Source organism: Allohoeflea poritis (assembly GCF_027889715.1).
Lineage (GTDB): Bacteria > Pseudomonadota > Alphaproteobacteria > Rhizobiales > Rhizobiaceae > Hoeflea_A > Hoeflea_A poritis.
The window spans coordinates 20,645-44,549 of sequence record NZ_JAPJZH010000008.1 but is presented as its reverse complement, the minus strand read 5'-3'; the positions used below and the strand labels follow the sequence as shown (position 1 = coordinate 44,549).

Here is a 23,905-nt window from a genome sequence, read left to right as displayed (position 1 = left end):
GCAGCCCTCGGGCGGAGCAATGCCGGTTCCGGGGTTTCAGATCTGTCGGCGTGTCTTGCGTCTGTGAGAGGTTGTGAACCCTGGTTCGTCTGTTCGTCTTCTTCGGTGGTCTGCTGGTACTGGTGCTTTTTGCGGCGCTGATCGGACCCTATTTCGTTGACTGGTCCAGCTATCGACAGGAATTCGAGCGCGAGGCGGGCCGCATCCTTGGCCAGAAAGTCCAGGTGCTCGGTGAGGCCGATGCACGGATTCTGCCGTTCCCTTCGGTGAGTTTCGACAATGTCGTCGTCGGCGAGAGCAAGGACGGCCGGCCGATGATGACCATCGACCGTTTCTCGATGGATGCGGAACTGGCGCCGTTCCTGAGCGGTGAAATACGCATCTTCGACATGCACATCGAAAACCCCAAGGCGATTGTCCGGCTTTCTCCGACCGGCGAACTGGACTGGGCGCTGCGCAGCCAGAAAAGCCTTCCGGAGGATTCGCTGACCTTCGAGAGCATCACCGTCAGCGGCGGCGAGGCGCTGGTCCTCGATGAGCAGAATGGCCGTGAACATTGGGTCAGAGACCTCAACATGCAGATGTCGGCGAAATCTGTCACGGGTCCTTGGAACATGGAGGGTGACGCCGAGATCGACGGCTACCGGAGCGGTTTCTCGCTGACAACCGGCGCGCGGACCGAGGAAGACCGGATCAGGCTGAAGGCCCGCGTGCTTCCCGAGGCGCTGCCCGTCTCGGTCGATCTGGAGGGCGACCTGCGGATCGAGGATCTGAAACCTCAATACAAGGGCACCTTCGAGGTCCGCGCGCTCGATCCGGCAAAGATGCAGGCTGAGAACGGCACGACGGCAAAAACCGGCAGACGCCCGATCTATGCGCGCGCCGTCGGTGTCTTTGAGCTCAACAATGAGCGGCTGAGGATCGAGGATTACAGGCTGGAGACCGGGCCGCCCAACGATCCGTATATCGTGTCCGGAGAGGCCACCTTCGATACCGGCCGCAATCCCGAATTCCTGCTGATCGCGGATGGTCAGCAGCTCAACCTCGCGCGCATGAACGGCGGCCAGAACGACGATCAGGCGGCGACCGGTTCGCTTTCGCTTGGCGAAAGGCTTGCAGGACTTCGCAGATTGCTGTCGCTGGCTCCGGTGCCGCAGATGCCGGGAAGGGTTGCCGTAGCGCTTCCTGCCATCCTGGCCGGCGACACCACGGTGCGCGATGTCCTCGTCGAGGCCACACCTGACGGGACAGCCTGGAAGATAGGCCGGATGGAGGCCAAGTTGCCTGGCCGGACCCAGTTCCTGGCGTCGGGGCGGCTCGGTGTCGGCGCCGATTTCGGATTTTCCGGCGAGGTCATCGTCGCCTCGAACCAGCCCTCGGGCTTTGCTTCCTGGCTGACAGACAGCGTTGATCCCGCCATCCGCCGGCTGGAGGCGGCCGGTCTTTCCGCCAAGGTCGATCTGTCGACGCAGCTTCAGCGTTTCGATGAGTTGGAGATCGCGGTCGGAGCAGCCATTCTCAAGGGCAGGCTCGAGCGGGTCGTTCCGATACAGGGCCGTCCGTCGCTTTCGCTGATCCTCGAGGGCGACGAGGTGGATGTCGACGCGCTGCGGGCGTTCACCGGCGTGATCGTCGGTGACGATCAGGAGAGCCGGCTGGCCGGCCACGATGTGAGCGCCCGGCTGAGTGCCGGCCGGTTTCTGGCTTCCGGCGTGACGGCCAATGATGCCGATCTGTCGTTGCGGTTGAAGGGCGGAACGCTCGATATCGACCGCCTGACCGTCAACGACCTGGCCGGCGCATCGGTCTCGGGTGTCGGACGGCTGGAGAAGGTTTTTACTTCGCCTGTGGGCGACATCGACCTCAGCGTACTGACTGAAAACAGCAGACCGCTCTTCACGCTGTTGTCGAACCTTGGCGGCGCGCATCCGGTGCTCGATCACCTGCGCGACAATGCCGCCCTGTTCGGTGAAACGACCATTGACGTGCAGGCGCAATTCGCGCCGCTCGGGAGCGATCGCACATCCCTGTCCTCGCGTATCCGGGGACGTTCCGGCGGCAGCCGGTTCAATGTTCTGGTCGAGCGCGCGGATGCTTTCGCGCCGCTCGACAGCGGGCAACTGACCGTGACCGCCGATGTGAGCAGCAGTGCGCCGCGCAGATTGCTGGCTCAGGTCGGTGTCGACAGCCTGCCGGTGGATCTGTCGGGGCCGGCAATACTGGATATGCGGCTGGACGGCATACCATCCAAGCAGCTCGACTTTTCACTCGGCTACGATGCGCCCGATACGCAGCTTTCGGCACGTGGAACCGGCTGGCAGGACGAAGACCGGGCGCTGCAGGGCGCGTTCCAGCTCAAGCTTTCCTCGAATGATCTGACGCCTTATCTGGCGATGAATGGCATCAATGTCATCGATCCCGGCTTCGGGCTGCCAGCCGAAATCCAGACGGATGTGAAAACCACCGCAAGAAACTACCAATTGGGCAACCTTGAGGGAACGGTCGGTGAAAGCCGGTTTTCCGGAGAAATCGCCGTTTCGCGTGGTACTGAACGCGCCGATATCAGCGGCTCACTGGCGCTGTCCGAGATGGATCTGGCATGGCTGGCGGAGTTGATGGTCGGGCCGGGCACCACCTTGTCGGGTCTGGAGGCATGGTCAACGGCATCGTTCCTGCCGCCGCTGCAGGACAATCTGGAGTTCGACCTCGATGTAAGCGCACAGACGGCGCTTTTGCATTTCGGTCCGGAAGCAACGAACTGGGCCGGCAAGCTTGTGTTGAAAGACAACGAGCTTCAATGGCGCAACCTCCGGGCAGACTGGCTCAGCGGCTCTCTGGCCGGCGCCCTGACGCTCGCCAATCGCGATTCGACCGCGCTCCTGTCCGGCCAGTTGCAACTGACCGATGCCGATCTCGGGGCGGTTATGTGGAAACGCGGCGGCTTTCCGATTGCGACCGGCGGGCTCGGGGTTTCCGCTTCCTTCGAAGGCGCGGGAAAATCCGTTCAGGAAGTGGTCGCCTCGCTCTCGGGTTCCGGCATTATCGAGACAAGCGGCCTGGAACTCTCGGGCCTGGAGAATGAATCGCTGGCCCCAATCCTGGCGGCGGCGGACGATGAAGGCTTCGAAATCGATGGCGACAATGTCAAGGTTCTAGCGGATCGTGTCGTTTCGAGCGGCAGCTACTATGCCGATGCGGTTACCGCGCCCTTCACCATGGCGGCCGGAACCGTGCGCATGCCCAATATCGTTTTGAGCGATGACGGTGCGACGGTGCGTGGCGAGGCGCGGATCGATCTTGTGGACGAGGCGATCGATGCGCGCTTTGATGTGGAGTTCGATCCGGAGGACAATGCGCTGACGGGCGCCGCGCCGGCGCTGAGCCTTGCATTTCTGGGCCCGGTTGCGGCGCCGGACAGGACTATCGATGCCGCCGAACTTGCCAATTTCCTGTCCTTGCGCGCATTCGAGCGTGAACGCCGGAGGGTCGAGATCCTCCAGGCCGTCGTGCTCGAAAATCAGCGTATGCGGCGCGAGGCCCTGCTCGCCAAGCAACAGGAGAAGGCATACAGGGACGCCGCACAGGAGCGGCGGCGGCTTGAGCGCGAGCGCGATACGGAAGACGAGGCGCGCCTTGAGCAGGAGCGCCAGACGCGGATTGAACAGGAGCGCCTGGCGCGGCTTGAAGCGGAAGAGAATGAAAGAAGGGAAGCCGAGGAAGCGGCCCTGAGAGCGCGGGAGGAGGAGCTGGAACGCCAGCTCGACGCCGCCGCGCGGCGCGCCGCCGACAGGATGTCGCGCCCGCCGCAGGACGATTTCCTGCAACAGCTTGAAAATGCCGTCCGGCAGGCGGGCGAGCAGGCAACCGGCGGGACCTCATCCGGCAGCGTGACCCGGCTGCCCGTTCCGACCGAGCGCGGCGTTCAAAGCGGCGGCGAGGCGCTGCCCGAGCTGAATTTCGAGGCACTCAACAATTAGAGTATCCGGCTTGATCAAAACGGATACTCTAGCGGCTACAGCCCCTTGCCGGATCGCAGCCATTCGAGCACGCAAAGGCGCATGGAGGAAGACAAATTGTCGTCGGGGCGTCGGTTCTCGTCAATTTCGGCGATAAGTGCGGACAGGGAAACGCCGCGTGCGCCAGCGATCGTTTGCAGCGCCTGCCAGAATTCGTCTTCCAATGAAATGCTTGTCCGGTGGCCCCTGATCGTGACCGAGCGTTTACGGATCATGGTTTCGGGCGCTGGGGCTTTCCAGGCCTGTCGAGACGCTTTTGTGCGTGTTCCGTCCGCTTGCGTTTGTTGAGCGCATCCGTCGCGGCCTTCTCGGCCTTCGTCCGTCCGAAGGATATACGGTTCTGCTCTGCCGTTTCTTCGCGCTGCTGCCGCGCCTTGCGTTTCCGGTGACGGCGCAGATTTACGATCTCGGCGGACAATTCAGTTCTTCTTGCGGAAGGCATCCAGCGAGACGACATCGGCGCCGGACTTGTCATCCCCGTCCTCACCTTCGGTCGCGGCGGGCTCCGCTTCGGTGGCGGCGGTGGTATCGCCGGCTTCCGTATCCGCTTCGGCCTCGGGCGCGTCCTCTTCGGTTTCCGCAATGCTGATCGTTTCGGCGGGCAGATCCTCATTGTCGGCCATCATGGTGTCGAACTCGAGTTCGAAATTGACCGACGGATCGTAGAACCCGCGGATGGCGGCAAAGGGAATGTGCAGCTTTTCAGGTTTGTCGGAGAAGGAAAGGCCGATCTCGAAATAGCTGTCGGTCACTTTCAGGTCCCAGAACTGATGCTGGATGACGATAGTCATCTGCTCCGAGTATTTCTCCTTCAGATAAGGCGAAATCCGGACACCCGGCGCATTGGTCAGAAACGTGATGAAGAAATGGTGCTCACCCGGCAGGCTTCCGGTCGCGGCGACTTCCGACAGTACTTTACGGATAACCCCCCGCAACGCCTCCTGCGCCAGTATGTCGTATCTGATGTGATCCTGCACTTTAAGATTCCGCTTTTTGTCCAAGTACCGTGATACACATCCTCGATTGGTCGCTCAATATAACGAATGAAAATATCCTTCATAAAAAGAAAAGTGGAGGCTTCTGTTGCCAGGTGCCTCCGAACCCCGCCTGACCGTGCGACCGGTCAGGAGTTTAATTGAAGCTGTCGCACCGCATTAAGCGGCGAGACGTGCTTCCGCATAGTTGTCGTTTGCAACTATTGAGTCGGCCCGATAACGGCGGAACCATGCCGGGCAAAAAGTTGATCTTTACGCCCTCGTCGATCCTGTGTCGCCCCCAACACAACCGGCTCATTGAAGCGGTCCAGCCGTTTGTGGTGGAGGCGCCGGGTACTGCCCCCGGGTCCGATGGGTTTATTGCATCTTCCGTTTATTGCCATAGCTGCCGAAACAGCCCTTTTGATATAAGGCTTTGCGCCCTGTTTGAAAAGGTCTCGGGCTATGTATGTCGCGCCTGCGCACGGGTTTGCCTCACAAGACCGTTTTGACTCATGGCGGGTGGGCTTATGATTGCCCGGCGCGAATCGGTGCGGGAGCAGGGCATGCAGCAATATCACGATCTTCTGAGACGGGTGCTTGAGACCGGCGTTGACCGGGGCGACCGCACCGGAACGGGCACCCGCTCGGTCTTCGGCCACCAGATGCGCTTCGACCTTGCCGACGGCTTTCCGGTCCTGACGACCAAGAAGCTGCATCTGCGCTCCATCATCATAGAACTCTTGTGGTTCCTCAGGGGCGAAACGAATATCGCCTGGCTGAAGGAGAACGGCGTTTCCATCTGGGACGAATGGGCCGACGAGAACGGCGAACTCGGGCCGGTCTACGGTTATCAATGGCGTTCGTGGCCGGGGCCGGACGGCAAGTCTATCGACCAGATCGCCAATACCGTTGAAACAATCCGGACCAATCCGAATTCGCGGCGTCTTGTCGTTTCCGCCTGGAACCCGGCGCTGGTCGACGAAATGGCACTGCCGCCCTGCCACTGCCTGTTCCAGTTCTATGTCGCCGAGGGACGGCTTTCCTGCCAGCTCTACCAGCGCTCCGCCGATATCTTCCTTGGCGTGCCCTTCAACATCGCATCCTATGCGCTTCTGACGATGATGATCGCGCAGGTCGCGGATCTCGAACCCGGCGATTTCGTGCTGACGCTGGGCGATGCGCATTTGTATTCCGACCATTTCGAGCAGGCGCAGTTGCAACTGACCCGCGATCCGCGGCCATTGCCGGTGATGCGCATCAATCCGCAGGTGAAAGACCTGTTTGCTTTCAGCTTCGAGGATTTTTCTCTGGAGGGCTACGATCCCCATCCGCACATTGCGGCGAAGGTTTCGGTATGAACCGGCTCGTTGACAGCAGCCAGGTGACGGTCACGCTGGTGGTTGCAGTGGCACGCAACGGCGTCATCGGGCGCGATGGTGATATGCCCTGGCGGCTTTCCACGGACCTGAAGCGTTTCAAGGCCGTTACGATGGGCAAGCCGGTTGTCATGGGACGCAAGACCTATCAGTCCATCGGCAAGGCCTTGCCGGGTCGTCTCAATGTCGTGGTGACGCGCGATCCGGCTTTTCGGGCAGACGATGCGGAAGTCTTTACAACGCTGGATGCGGCGTTCGAACGTGCGCGTCAAAAGGCGGCGGCCGACGGGCAAACGGAAATATGCGTGATCGGCGGTGGCGAGATATACCGGCAGGCACTTGCCGGGGCTCAAACGATTCACTACACGCGCGTCGACAGCGAGCCGCAGGGCGATACGCGGTTTCCGGAACTCGACCCGAACGTCTGGATGCTCGAGTCGGAGGAAGCGTTTCCGGCCGGCGACAAGGACACCGCCGCCACGAATTATATGGTTTACAGGCGCATGGGTGCGTAACCGCGTACACCGGTCGCGTTGAAAGCCGGTTCTTTAGTACCTATAACCCCAATTAGGCCAACTTGCCCGCACAGGAATATGCCTTGACCTTGTCCCATGGTCGTGCAAATCGATGCGGCGAGACAGGAAAACTGCAAGGATCAGCCCTATTTGTCCGGGAAGAATCCCGAAAATTCAACAAATTGTGCTGACGAACCGATGAGGACTATATGCCCTGGAGTAACCAAAATGGCGGCGGCGGAAACAACCAGGGTCCCTGGGGGCAGGGGCCGCGCGGACCGCGTCGCACGGGAGGGGGCGGTGGAACGCCACCGGATCTCGAAGAAATCATCCGCCGCAGCCAGGACCAGCTGAAGAACGCGCTTCCGGGCGGCGGTGGCGGCAGTCCGCTTTTCATCGGTGTCATCATAGCGGGCCTGTTCCTGCTGTGGCTGTTCCAGGCGGTCTATACCGTCCAGCCGGATCAGCGCGGCGTCGTGCTTTTATTCGGTAAACCCAAGGAAGAAATCTCGCAGCCGGGCCTGCATTTCCTGTGGTGGCCGGTCGAGCGGGTCGAGATGGTCCAGATCGTCGAGCGGCAGATCAATATCGGCGGCAGTTCCGCGCGCGGCGCGACCCAGGGCCTGATGCTGTCGGGCGACCAGAATATCGTCGATGTCCAGTTTTCGCTGCTTTACGCCATCACCAATCCGCGCGACTACCTGTTCAATGTGGAAAATCCCGAGGACACATTGCGGCAGGTGGCGGAAAGCGCCATGCGCGAGGTGGTCGGCCGGCGTCCTGCCCAGGATGTCTTCCGCGACAACCGCCAGGCGATCGCCGACAGCGTGAAAACCATCATCCAGACGACCATGGATACCTATGGCGCCGGCATTTCGATCAATACCGTATCGATCGAGGACGCCGCACCGCCGCGCGAAGTTGCCGATGCGTTTGACGAAGTGCAGCGCGCCGAGCAGGACGAGGACCGCTTCGTCGAGGAAGCCAACCAGTATTCCAACCAGAAACTGGGTCAGGCGCGCGGTGAAGCCGCACAGATCCGCGAAGAGGCGGCCGCCTACAAGGACCGCGTCGTCAATGAGGCGACCGGTGAGGCGCAGCGCTTCATCGCCATCTATGAAGAATATTCCAAGGCCCCGGATGTGACGCGCAAGCGCCTGTTCCTGGAGACCATGGAAGATGTCTTCAAAACGTCCAACAAGTTTATCGTTGAGCAAAATCAGGGTCAGGGGGTTGTTCCCTATCTGCCGCTGAATGAGCTGAACCGACCCTCAACGCAGGGAGGAACCAACTAATGGGTAACCGTCTTCCCGTCATTGTCATCGCCGTCGTTGTTCTGCTCGGCCTTGCCTATTCGTCCTTCTTCGTTGTCCAGGCCGGTGAGCAGGCGATTGTCCTGCGCTTCGGTGAAATCCGGTCCGTCAAGACGGAGCCGGGAATCTACTTCAAGCTGCCCTTCGGCTTTATTGAAGCGGACAACATTCAGATGATCCAGAAACGCGCGATCCGTTTCGACCTGGACGATATCCGTGTTCAGGTTTCCGGCGGTAAGTTCTACGAGGTGGATGCATTCGTGGTCTACAAGATCACCAATGCGGAACGCTTCCGGGAAACAGTCTCCGGTGACGTCACCGCGGCCGAGTCCCGGCTTAGAACCCGTCTCGATTCGGCGCTCAGGCGAGTCTACGGCCTGAGAGGCTTTGAGGCGGCCCTTTCCGACGCTCGCAACGCCATGATGGCGGAGGTGCGCGATCAGTTGCGGCCCGATGCGGAATCGCTGGGGCTGACGATCGAGGACGTGCGCATCCGCCGGACAGACCTGACAAAGGAAGTCTCGCAACAGACCTATGACCGCATGAAGGCGGAACGTCTGGCCGAGGCCGAGCTGATCCGCGCCCGTGGCCGTGAAGCCGGCCAGCGTATCCGGGCGATCGCCGACAGGCAGGTGGTCGAGCTTGAATCGGAAGCACGGCGCGATTCGGAAATCACCCGTGGTGAGGGCGATGCCGAGCGCAACCGTATCTTCGCCGAAGCCTTTACCAAGGACGAGTCGTTCTTTGACTTCTACCGTTCCATGGAAGCCTACCGGCAGTCCTTGACCGATACGGACACCACCATGGTGATCTCACCGAATTCGGAGTTCTTCCGCTTCTTCCAGGATGCGGCGGGAACCATACCGGAAGGTTCGGCGAGCGCCACTCAGCAATAGGCACGCCGCGCCATGAGCGATTTTGTCGTGGCGATCGGCTTGTTCTTTGTCATCGAGGGGCTGATCTATGCATTGGCCCCTTCGTTGATTCGGCGCATGGCCGAGGAGTTGCCGCTTATTCCAGACCGGCAGTTGCGGGCATTCGGGCTTGCGGCGGTCGGTCTTGGCGTATTTTTTGTCTGGATGATCAGGGGCTAAACGCCGTTCACGCGCAATTGGCGCAGATTTGAGTGGACGCGGCCCAAATTGAACATATCTATGCGGGACAAAGCCTCGCAGGAAATGCAGTCGGGAGAGAACCTACCATGCTATTGAACACTGTCCTGAAACCGGTTCGCGCCGTTGCCATCGTCACGGCGCTCGGGGTGGCCGCGGTCCATTTCGCGGATTTCGGTGTTCGATCGGCGCAAGCGGCCCAGGGGCCGGAATCGGTTGCGGATCTTGCCGAACAACTGCTGGATTCGGTGGTCAATATCTCGACGTCGCAGCGGGTCAGCAACAACCGGCGCACGCCGCGGCCGCGCATTCCGGATGGCTCTCCTTTCCAGGATTTCTTTGACGAGTTCTTCGGTGAGCGCGAAGGCGAGCAGGCGCCGCGTTCGCGCCGTGTGAACTCGCTGGGTTCGGGTTTCGTCATCGACAAGGAAGGCGTGATCGTTACCAACAACCATGTGATCGCGGATGCCGACGATATCGAAATCAATTTCGCCGACGGCTCGAAGCTGACAGCCGAGGTGGTCGGCGCCGATCCGAAGACCGATATCGCGGTCCTGCGGGTCAAGCCGGTGACGCCTTTGACGGCGGTCCCATTCGGCGATTCGGAAACCATTCGTATCGGCGACTGGGTGATGGCGATCGGAAACCCGTTCGGCCTGGGCGGTACGGTGACCACCGGCATCGTTTCGGCACGCGGGCGCGATATCAATTCCGGCCCTTATGATAATTTCATCCAGACCGATGCCGCGATCAACCGCGGCAACTCGGGCGGACCGCTTTTCAACCAGGAAGGCGAGGTGATCGGCGTCAATACCGCGATCATCTCTCCGACGGGCGGCTCCATCGGCATCGGCTTCGCCGTGCCGTCCGATCTGGTCAAATCGGTTGTGGAGCAGTTGATCGAATTCGGCGAAACACGGCGCGGATGGCTGGGCGTGCGCATCCAGCCGGTGACCGACGACATTGCCGAGAGCCTCGATATGAAGGAGGCCATGGGCGCCCTGGTCGCAGGCATCATCAAGGGCGGACCGGTGGATGACGGATCCATCCAGCCGGGTGATGTGATCATCCGCTTCGACGGTCAGGATGTCGAGGATATGCGCGACCTGCCGCGCATCGTGGCGGAAAGCCCGGTCGGCAAGGAAGTCGAGGTTGTCATCATCCGCAAAGGCAAGGAAGAGACCATATCGGTGACGCTCGGGCGCCTGGAGGACGGCGAACAGCTGATTGCGCAGGCCCAGCAAACCGACGAGCCGGAAACCGCGACGGTTCTCGGCATGGAACTGGCCGAACTCGACGATGCGCTGCGCGAGAAATATGAGCTCTCGGAGAATGTCGAAGGTGTTGTCATCGTCAATGTCGAAGAGGAATCCTCAGCCGCCGAGAAGCGTATCGTTGCAGGTGACGTGATCGTCGAGGTCGCGCAGGAAGCGGTCAAATCGCCCCAGGAGGTGTCCGACCGGGTCAAGGAACTGAAGGACGACGGACGGCGCAACGCGCTGCTCATGATCGCCAACACGATCGGGGAGTTGCGTTTCGTGACCGTGCCGATGCGGTGAAAAACCCTGCCGGCGGTCAGTCTTGCCCGCCGGCCCAATCCGCAGCCGTCACGGCATAAAAGGCATGGCGACGCAGATGGATGTGGCTGTCCGGCACGAAAGGATGGTCGAAGTCGCGTGACGGGCTGTGCCGCATGCCGATCCGATCCATGACCGCCGTTGAGCGGGTGTTGGCCGGAACGGCGAAAGCGACAATCTCCTCCAGGCCGCGCTCCTGAAAGCCGATCCGCAGCAGCTCCTTCGATGCCTCGGTGATATAGCCCTTGCCCCAGACTTCCGGCACCAGCCGCCAGCCGATTTCCACCGAGTCGCCCGGCACGAGGGGTTCGAGCTGCGGTACCGAAAGCCCGAGAATTCCGATCGCCGTTTCGTCGTCCTGGGTCTGAAGAGCGCTGAAGCCGTAGCCGGTTTCGTTGATTTCACGCATGGTCTTTTCCATGACCTCGCGCGACTGCTCTCGGCTGCGCCGGAACGGAAAGAACTGCATGATCGTATCATCGGAATTCAGCCGGTGAAATGCGTCTTCATCCTCCGGCCGCCAGTTGCGGACGATCAGGCGCTCGGTTTGTGCGATCATGTTTCTGCTCCGACAAATTCGTTTCGGCTGTAGCCCTGGATATAAAGAAGTGCCGTAAGATCGCCATGGTCGATGCGGATCTTGGCCTCGGCCGCGACGACCGGTTTGGCGTGCAGCGCGACACCGCTGCCGGCAAGACGCAGCATTCCAAGATCGTTGGCCCCGTCGCCCACCGCCAGCGCGTCATCGACCGACAGGTCAAGTTTCGCCGTCAGTTCCTCAAGCGCGTCGATCTTCGACTGCTGTCCGAGCACGGGCTCGGCGACAGTGCCGTCGAGCTTGCCGTTTTGATGGTTGAGGACATTGGCGCGATCCTCATCGAAACCGAGTTCGCCCGCCACGCGGCTCGTAAACAGCGTAAATCCGCCGGAGACCAGCGCCGTATAGGCACCATTCTGCTTCATGGTCGCGATCAGCTCACGGCCGCCGGGTGTCAGCGTGACCCGATTTTCCAGCACCCGGTCGACGATGGAAAGATCAAGACCCTTGAGCAGCGCGACCCGTTCGCGCATGGCCGGCTCGAATGCGATTTCGCCGTTCATTGCGCGTTTGGTGATGGCCGCGACCTTGTCGTAGAACCCTGCCTCCGCCGCCAGTTCGTCGATGCATTCCTGCCGGATCATGGTCGAATCCATATCGGCGATCAGCAACCGTTTCCGCCGGCCTTCCGCATCCTGCACGACAATGTCGATGGGCCTGTCGTCAAGTGCGACGGCAATCGTGTCGCTGGCTTCCTCTAGTGTAAGGCCGTCCTTCAACGGCAGATCGCATGCAACGCCTTCCGCCAGCCATTGCGGACCGGCCTCGGAAATCTTCCTCGCGGCATCTGCTGCCAGATCCGCCGACAGGACAGGATTTGACGGATCGGTAATAAGCGTGGCAACGAGTGGCATGAGACGTGACTTTCCGGAGAAACAATGCGTGCCGTCCTGATAGCCGGACCGACAGCGAGCGGCAAGTCCGCACTGGCCCTCGAAATGGCCGAGGCTGAGGACGGTGTGGTTGTCAACGCCGATTCGATGCAGGTCTATGACACGTTGCGGATCCTCACGGCGCGGCCCGCACAGGCGGATCTGGAGCGCGCGCCGCATTATCTGTACGGCCACGTGCCAGCCTTGCGGAGCTATTCGGCGGGCCAGTGGTTCCGGGACGTCGATGACCTGCTTGCGCGTGACGATGTGGCAAGTCGCCTGCTGGTTTTCGTTGGCGGGACCGGGCTGTATTTCCGTGCCCTGACAGACGGTCTCTCGGAGATGCCGGCCATTCCGGAACCTATACGCCGGCATTGGCGGGACCGGTTGCGGGAAGACGGGGCGGAGACGTTGCACGCGCGGTTGCGTGCGGTCGATCCGCAAACGGCGGCGACGCTTGACGCCACAGACAGCCAGAGGATCGTGCGCGCACTTGAGGTGTTCGATGCGTCCGGCCAGTCCATCCGGAAATTGCAGAAGGACCGGGGCAGGGCGCTTGTAAGGCCGGAAGATGCCCGCCGTATTGTCTTGATGCCGGAGCGCGACCTGCTCAGGCAACGCATTCATGAGCGCTTTGTTTCAATGGTCGATGATGGCGCGATCGAAGAGGTCGAGCGGTTGCTCGCATTGGGGTTGTCGCCGGACCTTCCAGCCATGAAGGCGATCGGTGTCCGGGAAATCGGCGCTTTTCTTTCCGGGGACATGACGATCGAACAGGCAATCGAACGCGCCAGCATCGCGACGCGGCAATACGCCAAGCGGCAGATGACCTGGTTTCGCAATCAGCTCGACGACGGATGGGAGCGGCGGGCTTGAGATATCGGAAAAGCATGTTCGGGCGACCGTATCGCCCGAACCTTTTTGTGGCGGCTATTCCGTTGGCGGCGTTTCTGCCTTTTTGAGCAGGGTCGCGCGATGCGGCGATTTTCTCAACAGTGAATCGCGCAGATCGTTGGAATGAACCGAGCCGAGGGACGGGCTTTCGTCTTCCGGTGCCGGTTCGTCCATATCCATCGCGGGTTCCGCGAGTGGAGCGGCCGGTCCGCTGATCGCTTTCTCCAGATCGGCAAGGTCCGACATTTGCGGCTGGAGCGGCGCGCTTTGCGGCGGCATGCCGGAACTGCCAAGCGGAACCTCGGTGTGCCGCATGCTCTTGATGATGTGCTGAACGTCAGGAATGCCATCCTTGGCACGCAGACTGGAACCGGCGCCGCGACCGCTGGCGGTTTTAGGCAGTTCGTGTTTCTTCAGACGTTCGAAGCACATGCGCATCGGCACAGCAACCGCTTCACCGAAGGCGATCGCCTCGCCATTGCCGATTGACGACAGGAAGCTGATTGTCGAGCTCGACGAGTTTGAAATGGCCGACCGGATGATCTCCTGATCTCGGTCATTGGCAAGGCGCATGGCAAAGACCGTCGAGCACTGCGACAGGATCGTCGGGTCGAGTTCGCCGGGGCGCTGCGTGATCACGCCGAGACTGACGCCGTATTTACGTCCTTCCTTGGCAATCCGGGCCACGGCCTGCCGCGTCGGGAAAAAGCCGAGGCTGGCATCGGCCGGCACATAGCGGTGCGCTTCCTCGCAAAGCACCAGGATCCGCATCTGCCCATTGCTCCACAGAGCGATCTCGAAAGCCATCCGGCACAGGACCGAGGCAACCGCGTTAACGACCTCGGACGGAATACCGGAAAGCTGAAACGAGGTGATCGGCTGGCCGTCGCCTGGAATGCGGAAGATTTCACTGATGACGTCGGTCAGATTGTCGACGATCGTGTTCGTGGAGAACATGAAGCGGAAACGCGGATCGTTGATCACCGACGCAATACGCTGCTTGAGATTGCGCAGATACGGTTTTTCCTCGCGCCCGTCGAGCTGGCCGATGCGTTCGTCGATCAATGCGAGCAGATCGGCGACGCGGTAGGGGACCGGCGTGTCGGATGTGATCGACGACCTGTCCTGGCGGCGGGCGATCGGGCGGCCGTCGGCCGTGCCCTTGAAGTTCCGCTTGGCTTCCGCGATGAGATCGCGCAGCATATCGACCTCTTCGGCAACCGTCGGACGGCCGCGGAATATCACCTCGGCAAACTCCTCGAGCCGGAACAGCCAGAAGGGAAGGTCCAGCGTATCCGTTTCGATGAGGTGTGCCCGCGATTTGAACGCCGATGCGAATTCGTTGTGCGGATCAAGTACCAGGACACGCAGGTCCGGGCACACATCCACGATGCGGTTTACAAGCAGCGAGACGGCCGTCGACTTGCCGACGCCGGTCGTGCCGACGATCGCGAAGTGGCGGTCAAGCAAGGCGTCCGCCGATATGCAGGAGGGGATCTCCGCGTTCTGCGTCAAATGGCCGATATTGACCGGATTTGCGCTGTCGACCGAATAAATCGCGTCGAGATCGGTGGTGCGGATCTGGTGCGCGACCGAGCCAAGCGTCGGATAATCGGAAATGCCCGCGCTGAACTTGGTTTCTTCGCCTTCACCACGAATTTCGCCGACGAGCTCGACCTCGAAATGCATGGTGTTGGGCTCTTCTTCGAACCAGATTTCGCCGGGGCTGTGAATGCTGTAGACGAGCGCCACGACGCGGTTCTGCCCAACCCGTATCGAGATAAGCCGTCCGACGGACATTGTCGCTGCGAGGGCGTGTTCGTTGATCGGAACACGTGCTGAAATGGTTGCGCGTGCACCATTGCACTTTACAACATGGCCGAGGACGCGGGACGGAAATGAAACGTCACGCCTTTCCTCTACTCCTGGTTTGTTAATCATGCTGCCCCGTTTCATACAGTTAAGCGCGCGAAGCCTGTCCGGAACGCCCATCACGTTCCGATAGAGCAGGCTCCAGCGCGTCAAGTTTAGGAAACCGGAGTTAACAACCCGTTGTCATTGCACGTTTACGGGGCGTTCGCGGTGACCGAAGCCGCATATTCTTAATCGAAGGTGAATCGATTGTTGCGGCATTGACGCGCCGTTTCTTTGCCGCTAACGTCCCGCGCATGATCAGGACAGGACTAATTGTGGTGATGAAGCGCATGGGCAGGATGGTGTAACCATCCGGCGGCAGCCACCCATGCGCTCAACGAGGCTCCGACAGGGGCCTTTTTTTATGGCCGGTGGTTTAAGGAAAATTGGTACCCGCGGTCCGGGGGACGGAACAGCGGGAGAGTAAGGCGGAAAAGGACAATGACGGGCAGCAGCAGGGAAATGACGGGCGCGGAGATGGTCGTCCAGGCGCTCAAGGACAATGGCGTTGAGGACATATTCGGTTATCCGGGCGGCGCCGTACTGCCGATTTACGACGAGCTTTTCCAGCAGGACGAAATCGTTCATGTCCTTGTTCGCCACGAACAGGGCGCCGGTCATGCGGCCGAGGGCTATGCCCGGTCGACCGGCAAGGTCGGTGTCGTCCTGGTCACGTCCGGTCCCGGCGCAACCAATGTGGTCACGGCGCTGCAGGACGCGCTGATGGATTCAATTCCGCTTGTGTGCATATCCGGCCAGGTGCCGACGCCGCTGATTGGCTCGGATGCCTTCCAGGAGTGCGATACGGTCGGCATCACGCGGCCCTGCACAAAGCACAACTGGCTGGTGCGGGATGTCAATGACCTTCCGCGTGTCCTGCATGAGGCGTTCCGGATCGCCCAGACGGGCCGGCCCGGGCCGGTTGTCGTTGACATTCCGAAGGATGTGCAGTTCGCGACGGGTGAATATGTCGGACCGTCCCCTGTAACCGAGCAGAAGAGTTATCAGCCCAAGCTGCAGGGCGACCTCGACTCCATTCGCGAGGCGGTCCAGCTGATGAGCGAAGCCCGCAAGCCGATCCTCTATACGGGCGGCGGGGTCATCAATTCCGGCAGCGAGGCCAGTCATCTGCTTCGCGAGCTGGTGCAGCTCACCGATTTTCCCATCACGTCGACCCTGATGGGTCTCGGCGCTTATCCGGCGTCGGGCAAGAACTGGATGGGAATGCTCGGCATGCACGGCACCTATGAGGCCAACATGGCGATGCACGATTGCGACGTCATGGTGTGTATCGGTGCGCGGTTCGACGACCGCATCACGGGTCGGCTGGATGCGTTCTCGCCGAATTCGAAGAAGATCCATATCGATATCGATCCGTCGTCGATCAACAAGAACGTGCATGTCGATATCCCGATTATCGGCGACTGCGGCCATGTGCTGGAGGACATGGTGCGGCTGTGGCGTGCTTCGTCGACACGGGTCGAGAACAAGGCGCTGGCCGGCTGGTGGGAGCAGATCGACAAGTGGCGCGCCCGCAATTCGCTGGCCTATACGCCCAACAAAGACGTGATCATGCCGCAATATGCGATGCAGCGGATCTACGAGTTGACCAAGGACCGCGAAACCTACATCACAACGGAAGTCGGTCAGCATCAGATGTGGGCGGCGCAGTTCTACGGTTTCGAGGAGCCCAACCGGTGGATGACCTCCGGCGGGCTCGGCACCATGGGCTATGGCCTGCCGGCGGCACTCGGCGTGCAGATCGCGCATCCGGATGCGCTGGTCATCGATATTGCAGGCGATGCCTCCGTGCAGATGACGATCCAGGAGATGTCGACGGCCGTCCAATACGAGGCGCCGATCAAGATCTTCATCCTGAACAACCAGTATATGGGCATGGTGCGCCAGTGGCAGCAGCTGCTGCACGGCAACCGGCTGTCGCATTCCTATACCGAGGCCATGCCGGATTTCGTCAAGCTGGCGGAAGCCTATGGATGTGTCGGTCTTCGCGCCGAAAAGCCGGGCGAACTGGACGATGCGATTAACGAGATGATCTCGGTCGACAAGCCGGTGATCTTCGATTGCCGTGTCGCGAACCTGGCCAATTGCTTCCCCATGATCCCGTCGGGCAAGGCGCACAACGAAATGCTGCTGCCGGACGAAGCGACGGATGAAGCGGTGGCAAACGCCATCGACAAGAAGGGCAAGGCGCTGGTCTGAACCGCGATCACTGGCGAAAAGACCGGTCTGGCGAGATCCCATGCATAACAGCAAACACCCCGGATGGACGGATTACGGCATGCTTTGCATGCTTGCCGTCATCTGGGGCGGCAGTTTCATGCTGACGCGGATCGCGGTGGCCGATGTGCCGCCGATCACGCTGACGGCGATCCGTCAGGTGGTTGCCGTGATCATCCTCGCCGCTGTTGCCGTTCATTCCGGCCAGAGGCTCAATGCGTCAAGATCGGATCACGCTGTGATCGTGGCGTCGGCCTTTTTCGGCCTGGCGCTTCCCTTCGTCCTGATCAGTTGGGGCCTTCAGGAAATCACCGCCGGCCTGTCCGCCATTCTCATGGGTCTGATGCCCCTGATTACGATCATCCTCGCGCATTTCTTCACCCATGATGAAAAGATGAACCAGGCCAAGCTGGTTGGCGTGTTTCTCGGTATCGGCGGGCTTGTCGTTCTTTTCTGGCCGGATATCGTTGCCCGGACCGATGCGGATATCTGGCGCCAGCTGGCCATTATGGGCGCGGGCGTCTCCTATGCGATCAATGCGCTGATCACCAAGCGCCTGCTGCATCTGAAACCGCGGCCGATGTTCGCGGTGAATATCGGCTGGTCCGTGGTCATGCTGGCGCCGGCGGCATTGCTTTTCGAACCGCTGCCGGCCGCCAACCCCCCGGCCGCGGCATGGTTCTCCATCTTGCTTCTCGGCATTTTTCCGACCGCGCTGGCCTCGCTGCTCATGTTCCGCATCATCGGCCGTCAGGGTGCCAGCTTTTTCGGGCAGATCAACCTGCTGGTCCCGGTGGCCGGGGTTATATGGGGCGCGCTTATCCTGGGTGAAAGGCTGTCGTTCAACGCCTTCATCGCCCTTGCAATCATTCTTTCGGGTGTCGCCGTCGCGCGTTTCCATCCGAAGCCGAAATTACAGACAATCGAGGAAAAGACCTCATGAATGCACAACACAAACCGACCGGCTCGGCCTATTTCATTGCCAAGGAGACCGAGCAGCTTGAAACCCGCACGCTATCCGTGCTGGTGGACAATGAGCCCGGCGTCCTTGCAAGGGTGATCGGGCTGTTTTCCGGGCGTGGCTACAATATCGAGAGCCTGACGGTCTCGGAGACCGAACACGAGGCGCATCTTTCGCGCATCACTATTGTCACCAACGGGACGGCTCATGTCCTGGAGCAGATCAAGCACCAGCTGGAGCGCATCGTGCCCGTGCACCGGGTCGTCGACCTTTCGATCCGCGCCCGCGAGAAGGGGCACGAAAAACCGCTGGAACGGGAACTCGCGCTGCTCAAGGTGAAAGGCGAGGGCGATCATCGTGTCGAGGCCCTGCGTCTGGCCGATGCATTTCGCGCCCAGGTGATCGACGCCAATACCGAACATTTCATTTTCGAGATTACCGGCCGGGTGTCGAAGATCGAGCAATTCATCTCGATCATGCGGCCGCTCGGGCTGATCGAGGTTTGCCGGACCGGCGTTGCAGCGCTCAATCGCGGCCCGGACGGGATGTAGCCCGACCAGCCTTGATCCGGACGAATGGGTGGCATGCATTCCTGATATTGCTGACAGCGTGAAAATAGGTCAACATTGCTGACCTTATTGGAGGGTGCTCATGGCTGTCGATACGTTCCTCGCACTTGTCACTTTTGCCTTCGTGACCTCGGTTACGCCCGGACCGAACAATTTCATGCTCCTGGCCTCGGGCGCGAATTTCGGTTTTGCGCGTACAGTGCCGCACATGTTCGGCATTGCGGCGGGTTTTGCGTCGCTGCTGATGGGCGTCGGTTTCGGTCTCGGCACATTGTTGCAGAGCTGGCCTGCCTTGCATCTCCTCCTCAAGATCGCCGGCGGCAGTTACCTTATCTATCTGGCGTGGAAGATCGCCGGCAGCCGCGCGCTCGCGGACGATGAAACAGTGTCCCGGCCCGTGACATTCCTGCAGGCCGCGGCCTTTCAATGGGTCAATCCGAAAGCCTGGATGATGGCGCTGACGGCCATGGTTCTGTTCGCGAATCCGGCGGAGCCGGGCATTTCGGTGCTGCTGGTTTCCGCAGCGTTCGTTGTCGTGAATTTTCCGAGCGTGTCGATATGGGCCGGTTTCGGAACTGTCATGCGTCGTGCGCTTTCAAGTCCGCAGCATTTGCGGTGGTTCAACATGACCATGGGCGTTCTGCTGCTCGCGACGCTCGTTCCGATGATGCTCTGACGGTTGCGGGCCGGTCACAAATTTGCTTCTTGTGATTTACTTGGACGCGTGATGCGATAAAGTTCAAGTATGACCAATTCCCACGACCACGACCACGATAACGAATTCGACCCGATGACTGCCCGTGTGCGGGCGCTGGAAACGATCCTGAGTGAAAAGGGCCTGATCGATCCGGCGGCGATCGACGCCGTTGTCGATACCTATCAGAACAAGGTGGGGCCGCAGAACGGCGCCCGGGTCGTGGCCAAGGCCTGGAGCGACGCGGAATTCGCCGACTGGCTAGGCAAGGATGCGACGGCCGCAATCGCGTCTCTCGGCTATACGGGCCGGCAGGGCGAGCATATGCAGGCGGTGTTCAACACGCCGCAGACGCACAATCTCGTCGTCTGCACGCTTTGCTCCTGCTACCCGTGGAGCGTGCTCGGGCTGCCTCCCGTCTGGTACAAATCGCCGCCTTACCGTTCGCGCGCGGTCATGGACCCGCGTGGTGTGCTGGAAGAATTCGGCGTGACGCTGCCGCAAGACGTCGATATCCGTGTTTGGGATTCGACCGCCGAGCTGCGCTACCTGGTGGTGCCCATGCGTCCGGACGGAACGGAAGGGCTCGACGAAGAGGCGCTGGCGGCGCTGGTCAGCCGCGATTCCATGATCGGGACCGGCCTTGCGGGAGCAACGGCATGAACGGGCCGCATGATCTCGGCGGGAAGATGGGTTTTGGCCCGGTCGCGCCGGAGGACAACGAACCGGTTTTCCACGCCGATTGGGAAAAACACGCCTTAGGCGTCACCCTTTGCTCAGGCGCGCTGGGGCTTTGGAACATCGATGAAAGCCGGCATGCGCGCGAGAGCCTGCATCCGGCGGACTATTATTCCTCCAGCTACTACGAGATCTGGGTGAAAGCGCTTGAATCCTTGCTCCTGCGGCATGGCTGCGTGACGGAGCAGGAACTGCAGTCCGGCCACGCGCGCGAAAAGGCGATAATGGACAAGCCGCCGCTCGCAGCGGCCGATGTCCCGGCGGTTCTGGCGCGGGGCGGGCCCTGCGACCGGCCGGCGGAAGCCGATCCGGCCTTTGCGGTCGGCGACAGGGTCACGGTCCGCAACATCAACCCGTCCGGTCATACGCGCGTTCCGTCCTATGCGAAGGGCAGGACGGGCGTTATCGAGGAAGCCGCCGGGGCCTATGTGTTCCCGGACGACAATGCCCATGGCCGTGGCGAGAACCCGCAATGGCTCTACCGGGTCGTCTTTACCGGCGACGAATTGTGGGGCCCGCAAGGCGATCCGTCGCTGACCGTGTCCATCGATGCCTGGGAGAGTTATCTTGAACGGGCCTGATCGCGGCAAGGGTCGTTCCCTTCCAGCTGATATCTCCGATCCCGCACCCTTCGCGGAACCCTGGCAGGCTGAGGCCTTCGCCATGGTCGTCGGACTGCACGAGCGCGGACTTTTCGACTGGAGCGAATGGGCGGAAACCCTGTCGGCCGAACTGAAAAAGCCGGATGTGGCGCAGGATGGCAGTGACTATTACGACTGCTGGCTTGCGGCGCTTGAGACGATCATTCGAAACAAACAAATTGCAGATGTCGCGGAAATCGACGCGCTGAGCGCATCGTGGTCGCGGGCGGCCCGCGCCACGCCGCACGGCAAACCCATCCTGCTTGAAAACGATCCGCATACCCTTTGAGACTGCCCTTATCCCGCTGCGGTCCCTTGTCTGATCAGGAACACCAATGACCTTCACGCTCGACGATACACTCAGCATCGAACGCGTCTCCGACGATGTTTTCAGATGCAAAACGGACCAGCGTTACTGGAATCTCATCGGGCCCTATGGCGGCTGGATCGCGGCGGTGATGATCAAGGCGGTCATCCATGACCAGGCCGATGACCGTTTTGAACCGGTGGCATTCACCATCGACTTCATGAAGGCGCCGGCGGAGGGCGAAGTCATCCTGAAACGCAGTTGCGACCGGGCAGGGCGCACGGCGGCCTTCTGGCACGTTGTCCTGGAGTTGCCGGACGGAACGCCATGCGCACGGGCGATGGTGACGCTTGCGCCGCACCGCGAGACAATGGTGTTTTCGACGCAGAAGATGCCCGATGTTCCCCCACCGCAGGAGGTCGAGCGGTTTCGCACCGAGGTGCTGCCGGTCAAATGGGCGCATCTATACGAGACGCGGGTCATCAAGGGAAAAATGGGAGACATTACCCCCGACGCCCATTCGCTGACCTGGGTGCGCGAGGCGGATGAGCGTCCGCTGGACCATGTTTCTCTCACCGCGCTGTGCGACAGCCCGTTTCCCAGAATATTTCTTGCCACGGGCCGGCCGTCCAATATCTCGACGATCACGATGACCATCTATTTCCATGCACCGCTTGCGGAGCTGCAGGCCATCGGCAGCGACTATCTTCTCGCCGATGCGCGCTGTGAACGTTCCGTCGGCGGCTTCTACGATCAGCACACCAGCTTCTATTCGACGCAAGGCAATCTCGTTGCCGTTTCGCAGCAGCTGGTCTGGTACGATCGCAAGGCCTGAACGACGGTTTGCCCCTTGCCCTGACGGGGCGAATCCTGCCAGTTGAAGCCATGGAATTCTCGCGACAGCAGGACGAAGCGCTGCAGGCCGTCTCCCGGTGGCTGAGGGAGGGGCAAAGCCCCTTGTTCCGGCTGTTCGGCTATGCCGGCACGGGCAAGACGACGCTCGCCCGCCATTTTGCTGAAGAGGTCGACGGCGACGTGCAGTTCGCCGCCTTCACCGGCAAAGCGGCGCAGGTTTTGCGCAGCAAGGGCGCCAGCAACGCCAAGACGATCCATTCGCTGATCTACCGGCCACGCGGCGAGGAAGCGGTCGAGGACGAGGAAACCGGAAAGACCTCGATGGCGCCGATGTTCTCACTCAACCGGCAGAGCCCGATCGCCAAGGCGTCTCTGGTGATTGTCGATGAGTGCTCGATGGTTGATGAGGAACTCGGCCGGGATCTGATGAGTTTCGGCACGCCGATCCTGGTACTTGGCGACCCCGGACAGCTGCCGCCTGTTACCGGCGGCGGCTTCTTCACCGAGCATGAGCCTGACTATCTGCTGACCGACATCCACCGGCAGGCGCGCGACAATCCGATCATCGATCTTGCGATGCGCGTGCGTGAGGGGATCGATATCGGCTATGGCGACTGGGGAACGGCGCGGGTGATCACCAAGTCGGACGTATCCACCGAACTGGTGCTTGATGCCGACCAGGTGTTGCTCGGCATCAACCGCACCCGGCGGCGCTACAATCAGCGCCTGCGCGAATTGAAGGGCTTCGATGCCAAATATCCGCAGGCGGGCGACAAGCTTGTATGCCTGCGCAATGATCCGGCCAAGGGTCTGCTGAACGGGTCGCTGTGGCAGGTGATGACTTCGTCGCGCGAAACGGTCAAGCCGGGCATCAACCTGATCGTGAAACCCGAAGACGACGACATGAACCGCGGCGCGGCCAAGATCAAGCTGCTGAAGCAGGCCTTCGAAGACCCGGACGCCGAGGTGCCCTGGCAGACCCGGCGGCGCTATGATGATTTCGACTACGGATATGCGCTCACCGTGCACAAGGCGCAGGGCTCGCAATGGGACCGGATCGTGCTGTTCGACGAGAGCTATGCCTTCCGCGATTCACGCGAGCGCTGGCTTTACACGGCCATTACCCGCGCGGCCGAGGAACTGACGATCGTGCGCTGAAGCGGCCGGTCAGTCGGCGGTTGCATCGGTTTCGGGATTGCCGTAAACCCACTGCCAGGCCTCGGTCTCGTCCTGCAGCTCGAAGTGCTTGACCTCCATGCGGAACAGCGGGCCGAAAAACTGCGTTGCGCCGGCCGCCCAGGACGGTCCGCCGACAAGGGCGTAGCGTTTCATGTGCCGGATTGCCTGAAGCTTGCCGATATAGGCGGTGTCGGAGAACAGGGTGTTCCAGTCAAACCCGTCATAGCGGCCGATGCGCATCAAAATGCTGATCTTGTCGTGCTTCTCATAGGCCTCTTCGAGGGTGTTATAGACCGTCTCGATTTCCTCTCGGGTCAGATGACCGTCGATTTCGAAAGCATACACATCGTCGCGCTCCGTCTTGAGCTGTGTGAGGGCGGGGTGCCGTAGTCCGGATGTCATCGCGGCCTCCAAAAACCTTTGCGTGTACCTGTTCATTTAGGCACGACCCTCAATCGATACAATCGCCCGTTTCCACTGGTTTGGCGTTAACTGTTTAAATTGGTTCGTGATTGTCTGGGGCCCCTGCGTTAGGTATTGCGAACTCTCGGACAGATCT

At 60.8% G+C, this 23,905-nt stretch carries 24 protein-coding genes and 1 other RNA gene; 17 read left to right on the top strand and 8 right to left on the bottom strand.

What is annotated here, in order from left to right:
- Nucleotides 1-80: 80 nt before the first annotated feature.
- A complete protein-coding gene (locus tag OOZ53_RS13865; RefSeq protein WP_333780598.1) occupies nt 81-3,977 on the top strand; it encodes an AsmA family protein in 3,897 nt (1,298 codons plus the stop codon).
- Between the two features lie 35 nt (nt 3,978-4,012).
- Here the strand turns inward: OOZ53_RS13865 and OOZ53_RS13860 are convergent, their stop codons facing one another.
- The 4 genes from OOZ53_RS13860 to ssrA all read right to left on the bottom strand — a co-directional run bounded on the left by OOZ53_RS13860 (nt 4,013) and on the right by ssrA (nt 5,448).
- A complete protein-coding gene (locus OOZ53_RS13860; RefSeq protein WP_271090201.1) occupies nt 4,013-4,231 on the bottom strand; it encodes a ribbon-helix-helix domain-containing protein in 219 nt (72 codons plus the stop codon).
- Nucleotides 4,228-4,434 carry a DUF4169 family protein gene (locus OOZ53_RS13855; RefSeq protein WP_271090200.1) on the bottom strand — a complete coding sequence of 69 codons (207 nt, stop codon included), beginning with the start codon at nt 4,432-4,434 and terminating at the stop codon, nt 4,228-4,230. The genes OOZ53_RS13860 and OOZ53_RS13855 overlap by 4 nt, the downstream gene beginning before the upstream one ends.
- Before the next feature lies 1 nt (nt 4,435).
- The gene (locus OOZ53_RS13850) at nt 4,436-4,993 is read right to left on the bottom strand and encodes an SspB family protein (RefSeq protein WP_271090199.1); all 558 of its coding nucleotides are present in this window, start codon (nt 4,991-4,993) and stop codon (nt 4,436-4,438) included.
- A 92-nt stretch (nt 4,994-5,085) separates the two neighbouring features.
- Nucleotides 5,086-5,448, bottom strand: a transfer-messenger RNA (tmRNA) gene (gene ssrA / locus OOZ53_RS13845).
- Between the two features lie 108 nt (nt 5,449-5,556).
- On the opposite strand from ssrA, the gene OOZ53_RS13840 reads away from it, so the two are divergent.
- From OOZ53_RS13840 to OOZ53_RS13815, 6 genes are all read left to right on the top strand, one after another.
- Nucleotides 5,557-6,351, top strand: coding sequence for a thymidylate synthase (locus OOZ53_RS13840; protein WP_271090198.1), 795 nt, complete (start codon nt 5,557-5,559; stop codon nt 6,349-6,351).
- Nucleotides 6,348-6,884: a dihydrofolate reductase gene (locus OOZ53_RS13835; RefSeq protein WP_271090197.1), complete on the top strand. Its 537-nt coding sequence runs from the start codon at nt 6,348-6,350 to the stop codon at nt 6,882-6,884. Before OOZ53_RS13840 ends, OOZ53_RS13835 begins: the two co-directional genes overlap by 4 nt.
- A 209-nt stretch (nt 6,885-7,093) precedes the next feature.
- On the top strand, nt 7,094-8,179 hold the full coding sequence (gene hflK / locus OOZ53_RS13830) for an FtsH protease activity modulator HflK (protein ID WP_271090196.1): 1,086 nt from the start codon (nt 7,094-7,096) through the stop codon (nt 8,177-8,179).
- Nucleotides 8,179-9,093, top strand: a complete 915-nt coding sequence (gene hflC / locus OOZ53_RS13825) for a protease modulator HflC (RefSeq protein WP_271090195.1) — start codon at nt 8,179-8,181, stop codon at nt 9,091-9,093. Before hflK ends, hflC begins: the two co-directional genes overlap by 1 nt.
- 12 nt (nt 9,094-9,105) lie before the next feature.
- A complete protein-coding gene (locus OOZ53_RS13820; RefSeq protein ID WP_271090194.1) occupies nt 9,106-9,291 on the top strand; it encodes a DUF2065 domain-containing protein in 186 nt (61 codons plus the stop codon).
- A 107-nt stretch (nt 9,292-9,398) separates the two neighbouring features.
- The gene (locus tag OOZ53_RS13815) at nt 9,399-10,868 is read left to right on the top strand and encodes a DegQ family serine endoprotease (RefSeq protein ID WP_271090192.1); all 1,470 of its coding nucleotides are present in this window, start codon (nt 9,399-9,401) and stop codon (nt 10,866-10,868) included.
- A 16-nt stretch (nt 10,869-10,884) separates the two neighbouring features.
- Here OOZ53_RS13815 and OOZ53_RS13810 read toward each other — a convergent pair whose 3' ends face one another.
- Both OOZ53_RS13810 and serB read right to left on the bottom strand, forming a co-directional pair.
- The gene (locus tag OOZ53_RS13810; protein ID WP_271090190.1) at nt 10,885-11,445 is read right to left on the bottom strand and encodes a GNAT family N-acetyltransferase; all 561 of its coding nucleotides are present in this window, start codon (nt 11,443-11,445) and stop codon (nt 10,885-10,887) included.
- On the bottom strand, nt 11,442-12,338 hold the full coding sequence (gene serB, locus OOZ53_RS13805) for a phosphoserine phosphatase SerB (protein ID WP_271090189.1): 897 nt from the start codon (nt 12,336-12,338) through the stop codon (nt 11,442-11,444). Before serB ends, OOZ53_RS13810 begins: the two co-directional genes overlap by 4 nt.
- Nucleotides 12,339-12,362: 24 nt before the next feature.
- Here serB and miaA point away from each other — a divergent pair, with 24 nt between their 5' ends.
- The gene (gene miaA, locus OOZ53_RS13800; RefSeq protein WP_271090188.1) at nt 12,363-13,232 is read left to right on the top strand and encodes a tRNA (adenosine(37)-N6)-dimethylallyltransferase MiaA; all 870 of its coding nucleotides are present in this window, start codon (nt 12,363-12,365) and stop codon (nt 13,230-13,232) included.
- Between the two features lie 54 nt (nt 13,233-13,286).
- Here the strand turns inward: miaA and OOZ53_RS13795 are convergent, their stop codons facing one another.
- Nucleotides 13,287-15,206, bottom strand: coding sequence for an ATP-binding protein (locus OOZ53_RS13795; protein ID WP_271090422.1), 1,920 nt, complete (start codon nt 15,204-15,206; stop codon nt 13,287-13,289).
- Nucleotides 15,207-15,605: 399 nt separating this feature from the next.
- On the opposite strand from OOZ53_RS13795, the gene OOZ53_RS13790 reads away from it, so the two are divergent.
- The 9 genes from OOZ53_RS13790 to OOZ53_RS13750 all read left to right on the top strand — a co-directional run bounded on the left by OOZ53_RS13790 (nt 15,606) and on the right by OOZ53_RS13750 (nt 23,325).
- Nucleotides 15,606-17,384: an acetolactate synthase 3 large subunit gene (locus OOZ53_RS13790; protein ID WP_271090187.1), complete on the top strand. Its 1,779-nt coding sequence runs from the start codon at nt 15,606-15,608 to the stop codon at nt 17,382-17,384.
- Between the two features lie 40 nt (nt 17,385-17,424).
- Nucleotides 17,425-18,345 carry a DMT family transporter gene (locus OOZ53_RS13785; protein WP_271090186.1) on the top strand — a complete coding sequence of 307 codons (921 nt, stop codon included), beginning with the start codon at nt 17,425-17,427 and terminating at the stop codon, nt 18,343-18,345.
- Nucleotides 18,342-18,914, top strand: a complete 573-nt coding sequence (ilvN, locus tag OOZ53_RS13780) for an acetolactate synthase small subunit (RefSeq protein ID WP_271090185.1) — start codon at nt 18,342-18,344, stop codon at nt 18,912-18,914. Before OOZ53_RS13785 ends, ilvN begins: the two co-directional genes overlap by 4 nt.
- 100 nt (nt 18,915-19,014) lie before the next feature.
- Complete coding sequence (locus OOZ53_RS13775) at nt 19,015-19,608, top strand: LysE family translocator (RefSeq protein ID WP_271090184.1); 594 nt, start codon at nt 19,015-19,017, stop codon at nt 19,606-19,608.
- A gap of 69 nt (nt 19,609-19,677) precedes the next feature.
- Nucleotides 19,678-20,289: a nitrile hydratase subunit alpha gene (gene nthA, locus OOZ53_RS13770; protein ID WP_271090183.1), complete on the top strand. Its 612-nt coding sequence runs from the start codon at nt 19,678-19,680 to the stop codon at nt 20,287-20,289.
- The gene (gene nthB, locus OOZ53_RS13765) at nt 20,286-20,945 is read left to right on the top strand and encodes a nitrile hydratase subunit beta (protein WP_271090182.1); all 660 of its coding nucleotides are present in this window, start codon (nt 20,286-20,288) and stop codon (nt 20,943-20,945) included. The genes nthA and nthB overlap by 4 nt, the downstream gene beginning before the upstream one ends.
- Complete coding sequence (locus OOZ53_RS13760) at nt 20,932-21,294, top strand: nitrile hydratase accessory protein (protein ID WP_271090181.1); 363 nt, start codon at nt 20,932-20,934, stop codon at nt 21,292-21,294. Before nthB ends, OOZ53_RS13760 begins: the two co-directional genes overlap by 14 nt.
- Before the next feature lie 46 nt (nt 21,295-21,340).
- The gene (locus OOZ53_RS13755) at nt 21,341-22,147 is read left to right on the top strand and encodes an acyl-CoA thioesterase (RefSeq protein WP_271090180.1); all 807 of its coding nucleotides are present in this window, start codon (nt 21,341-21,343) and stop codon (nt 22,145-22,147) included.
- Between the two features lie 50 nt (nt 22,148-22,197).
- Nucleotides 22,198-23,325: an ATP-dependent DNA helicase gene (locus OOZ53_RS13750; protein WP_271090179.1), complete on the top strand. Its 1,128-nt coding sequence runs from the start codon at nt 22,198-22,200 to the stop codon at nt 23,323-23,325.
- Between the two features lie 9 nt (nt 23,326-23,334).
- Here the strand turns inward: OOZ53_RS13750 and OOZ53_RS13745 are convergent, their stop codons facing one another.
- Nucleotides 23,335-23,748 (bottom strand): SpoIIAA family protein, encoded by a 414-nt coding sequence (locus OOZ53_RS13745; RefSeq protein WP_271090178.1) that lies wholly within the window; start codon nt 23,746-23,748, stop codon nt 23,335-23,337.
- Nucleotides 23,749-23,905: the final 157 nt, after the last annotated feature.

Bases quoted from the DNA above. Each gene is read 5' to 3' on its own strand.
- OOZ53_RS13820 (WP_271090194.1), top strand. From the start codon at position 9,106: ATGAGCGATTTTGTCGTGGCGATCGGCTTGTTCTTTGTCATCGAGGGG.
- OOZ53_RS13840 (WP_271090198.1), top strand. From the start codon at position 5,557: ATGCAGCAATATCACGATCTTCTGAGACGGGTGCTTGAGACCGGCGTT.
- hflK (WP_271090196.1), top strand. From the start codon at position 7,094: ATGCCCTGGAGTAACCAAAATGGCGGCGGCGGAAACAACCAGGGTCCC.
- nthA (WP_271090183.1), top strand. From the start codon at position 19,678: ATGACCAATTCCCACGACCACGACCACGATAACGAATTCGACCCGATG.
- OOZ53_RS13860 (WP_271090201.1), bottom strand. From the start codon at position 4,231: ATGATCCGTAAACGCTCGGTCACGATCAGGGGCCACCGGACAAGCATT.
- OOZ53_RS13810 (WP_271090190.1), bottom strand. From the start codon at position 11,445: ATGATCGCACAAACCGAGCGCCTGATCGTCCGCAACTGGCGGCCGGAG.
- OOZ53_RS13835 (WP_271090197.1), top strand. From the start codon at position 6,348: ATGAACCGGCTCGTTGACAGCAGCCAGGTGACGGTCACGCTGGTGGTT.
- OOZ53_RS13750 (WP_271090179.1), top strand. From the start codon at position 22,198: ATGGAATTCTCGCGACAGCAGGACGAAGCGCTGCAGGCCGTCTCCCGG.
- miaA (WP_271090188.1), top strand. From the start codon at position 12,363: ATGCGTGCCGTCCTGATAGCCGGACCGACAGCGAGCGGCAAGTCCGCA.
- OOZ53_RS13775 (WP_271090184.1), top strand. From the start codon at position 19,015: ATGGCTGTCGATACGTTCCTCGCACTTGTCACTTTTGCCTTCGTGACC.
- nthB (WP_271090182.1), top strand. From the start codon at position 20,286: ATGAACGGGCCGCATGATCTCGGCGGGAAGATGGGTTTTGGCCCGGTC.
- hflC (WP_271090195.1), top strand. From the start codon at position 8,179: ATGGGTAACCGTCTTCCCGTCATTGTCATCGCCGTCGTTGTTCTGCTC.
- OOZ53_RS13795 (WP_271090422.1), bottom strand. From the start codon at position 15,206: ATGAAACGGGGCAGCATGATTAACAAACCAGGAGTAGAGGAAAGGCGT.
- serB (WP_271090189.1), bottom strand. From the start codon at position 12,338: ATGCCACTCGTTGCCACGCTTATTACCGATCCGTCAAATCCTGTCCTG.
- ilvN (WP_271090185.1), top strand. From the start codon at position 18,342: ATGAATGCACAACACAAACCGACCGGCTCGGCCTATTTCATTGCCAAG.
- OOZ53_RS13785 (WP_271090186.1), top strand. From the start codon at position 17,425: ATGCATAACAGCAAACACCCCGGATGGACGGATTACGGCATGCTTTGC.
- OOZ53_RS13745 (WP_271090178.1), bottom strand. From the start codon at position 23,748: ATGACATCCGGACTACGGCACCCCGCCCTCACACAGCTCAAGACGGAG.
- OOZ53_RS13790 (WP_271090187.1), top strand. From the start codon at position 15,606: ATGACGGGCAGCAGCAGGGAAATGACGGGCGCGGAGATGGTCGTCCAG.
- OOZ53_RS13815 (WP_271090192.1), top strand. From the start codon at position 9,399: ATGCTATTGAACACTGTCCTGAAACCGGTTCGCGCCGTTGCCATCGTC.
- OOZ53_RS13755 (WP_271090180.1), top strand. From the start codon at position 21,341: ATGACCTTCACGCTCGACGATACACTCAGCATCGAACGCGTCTCCGAC.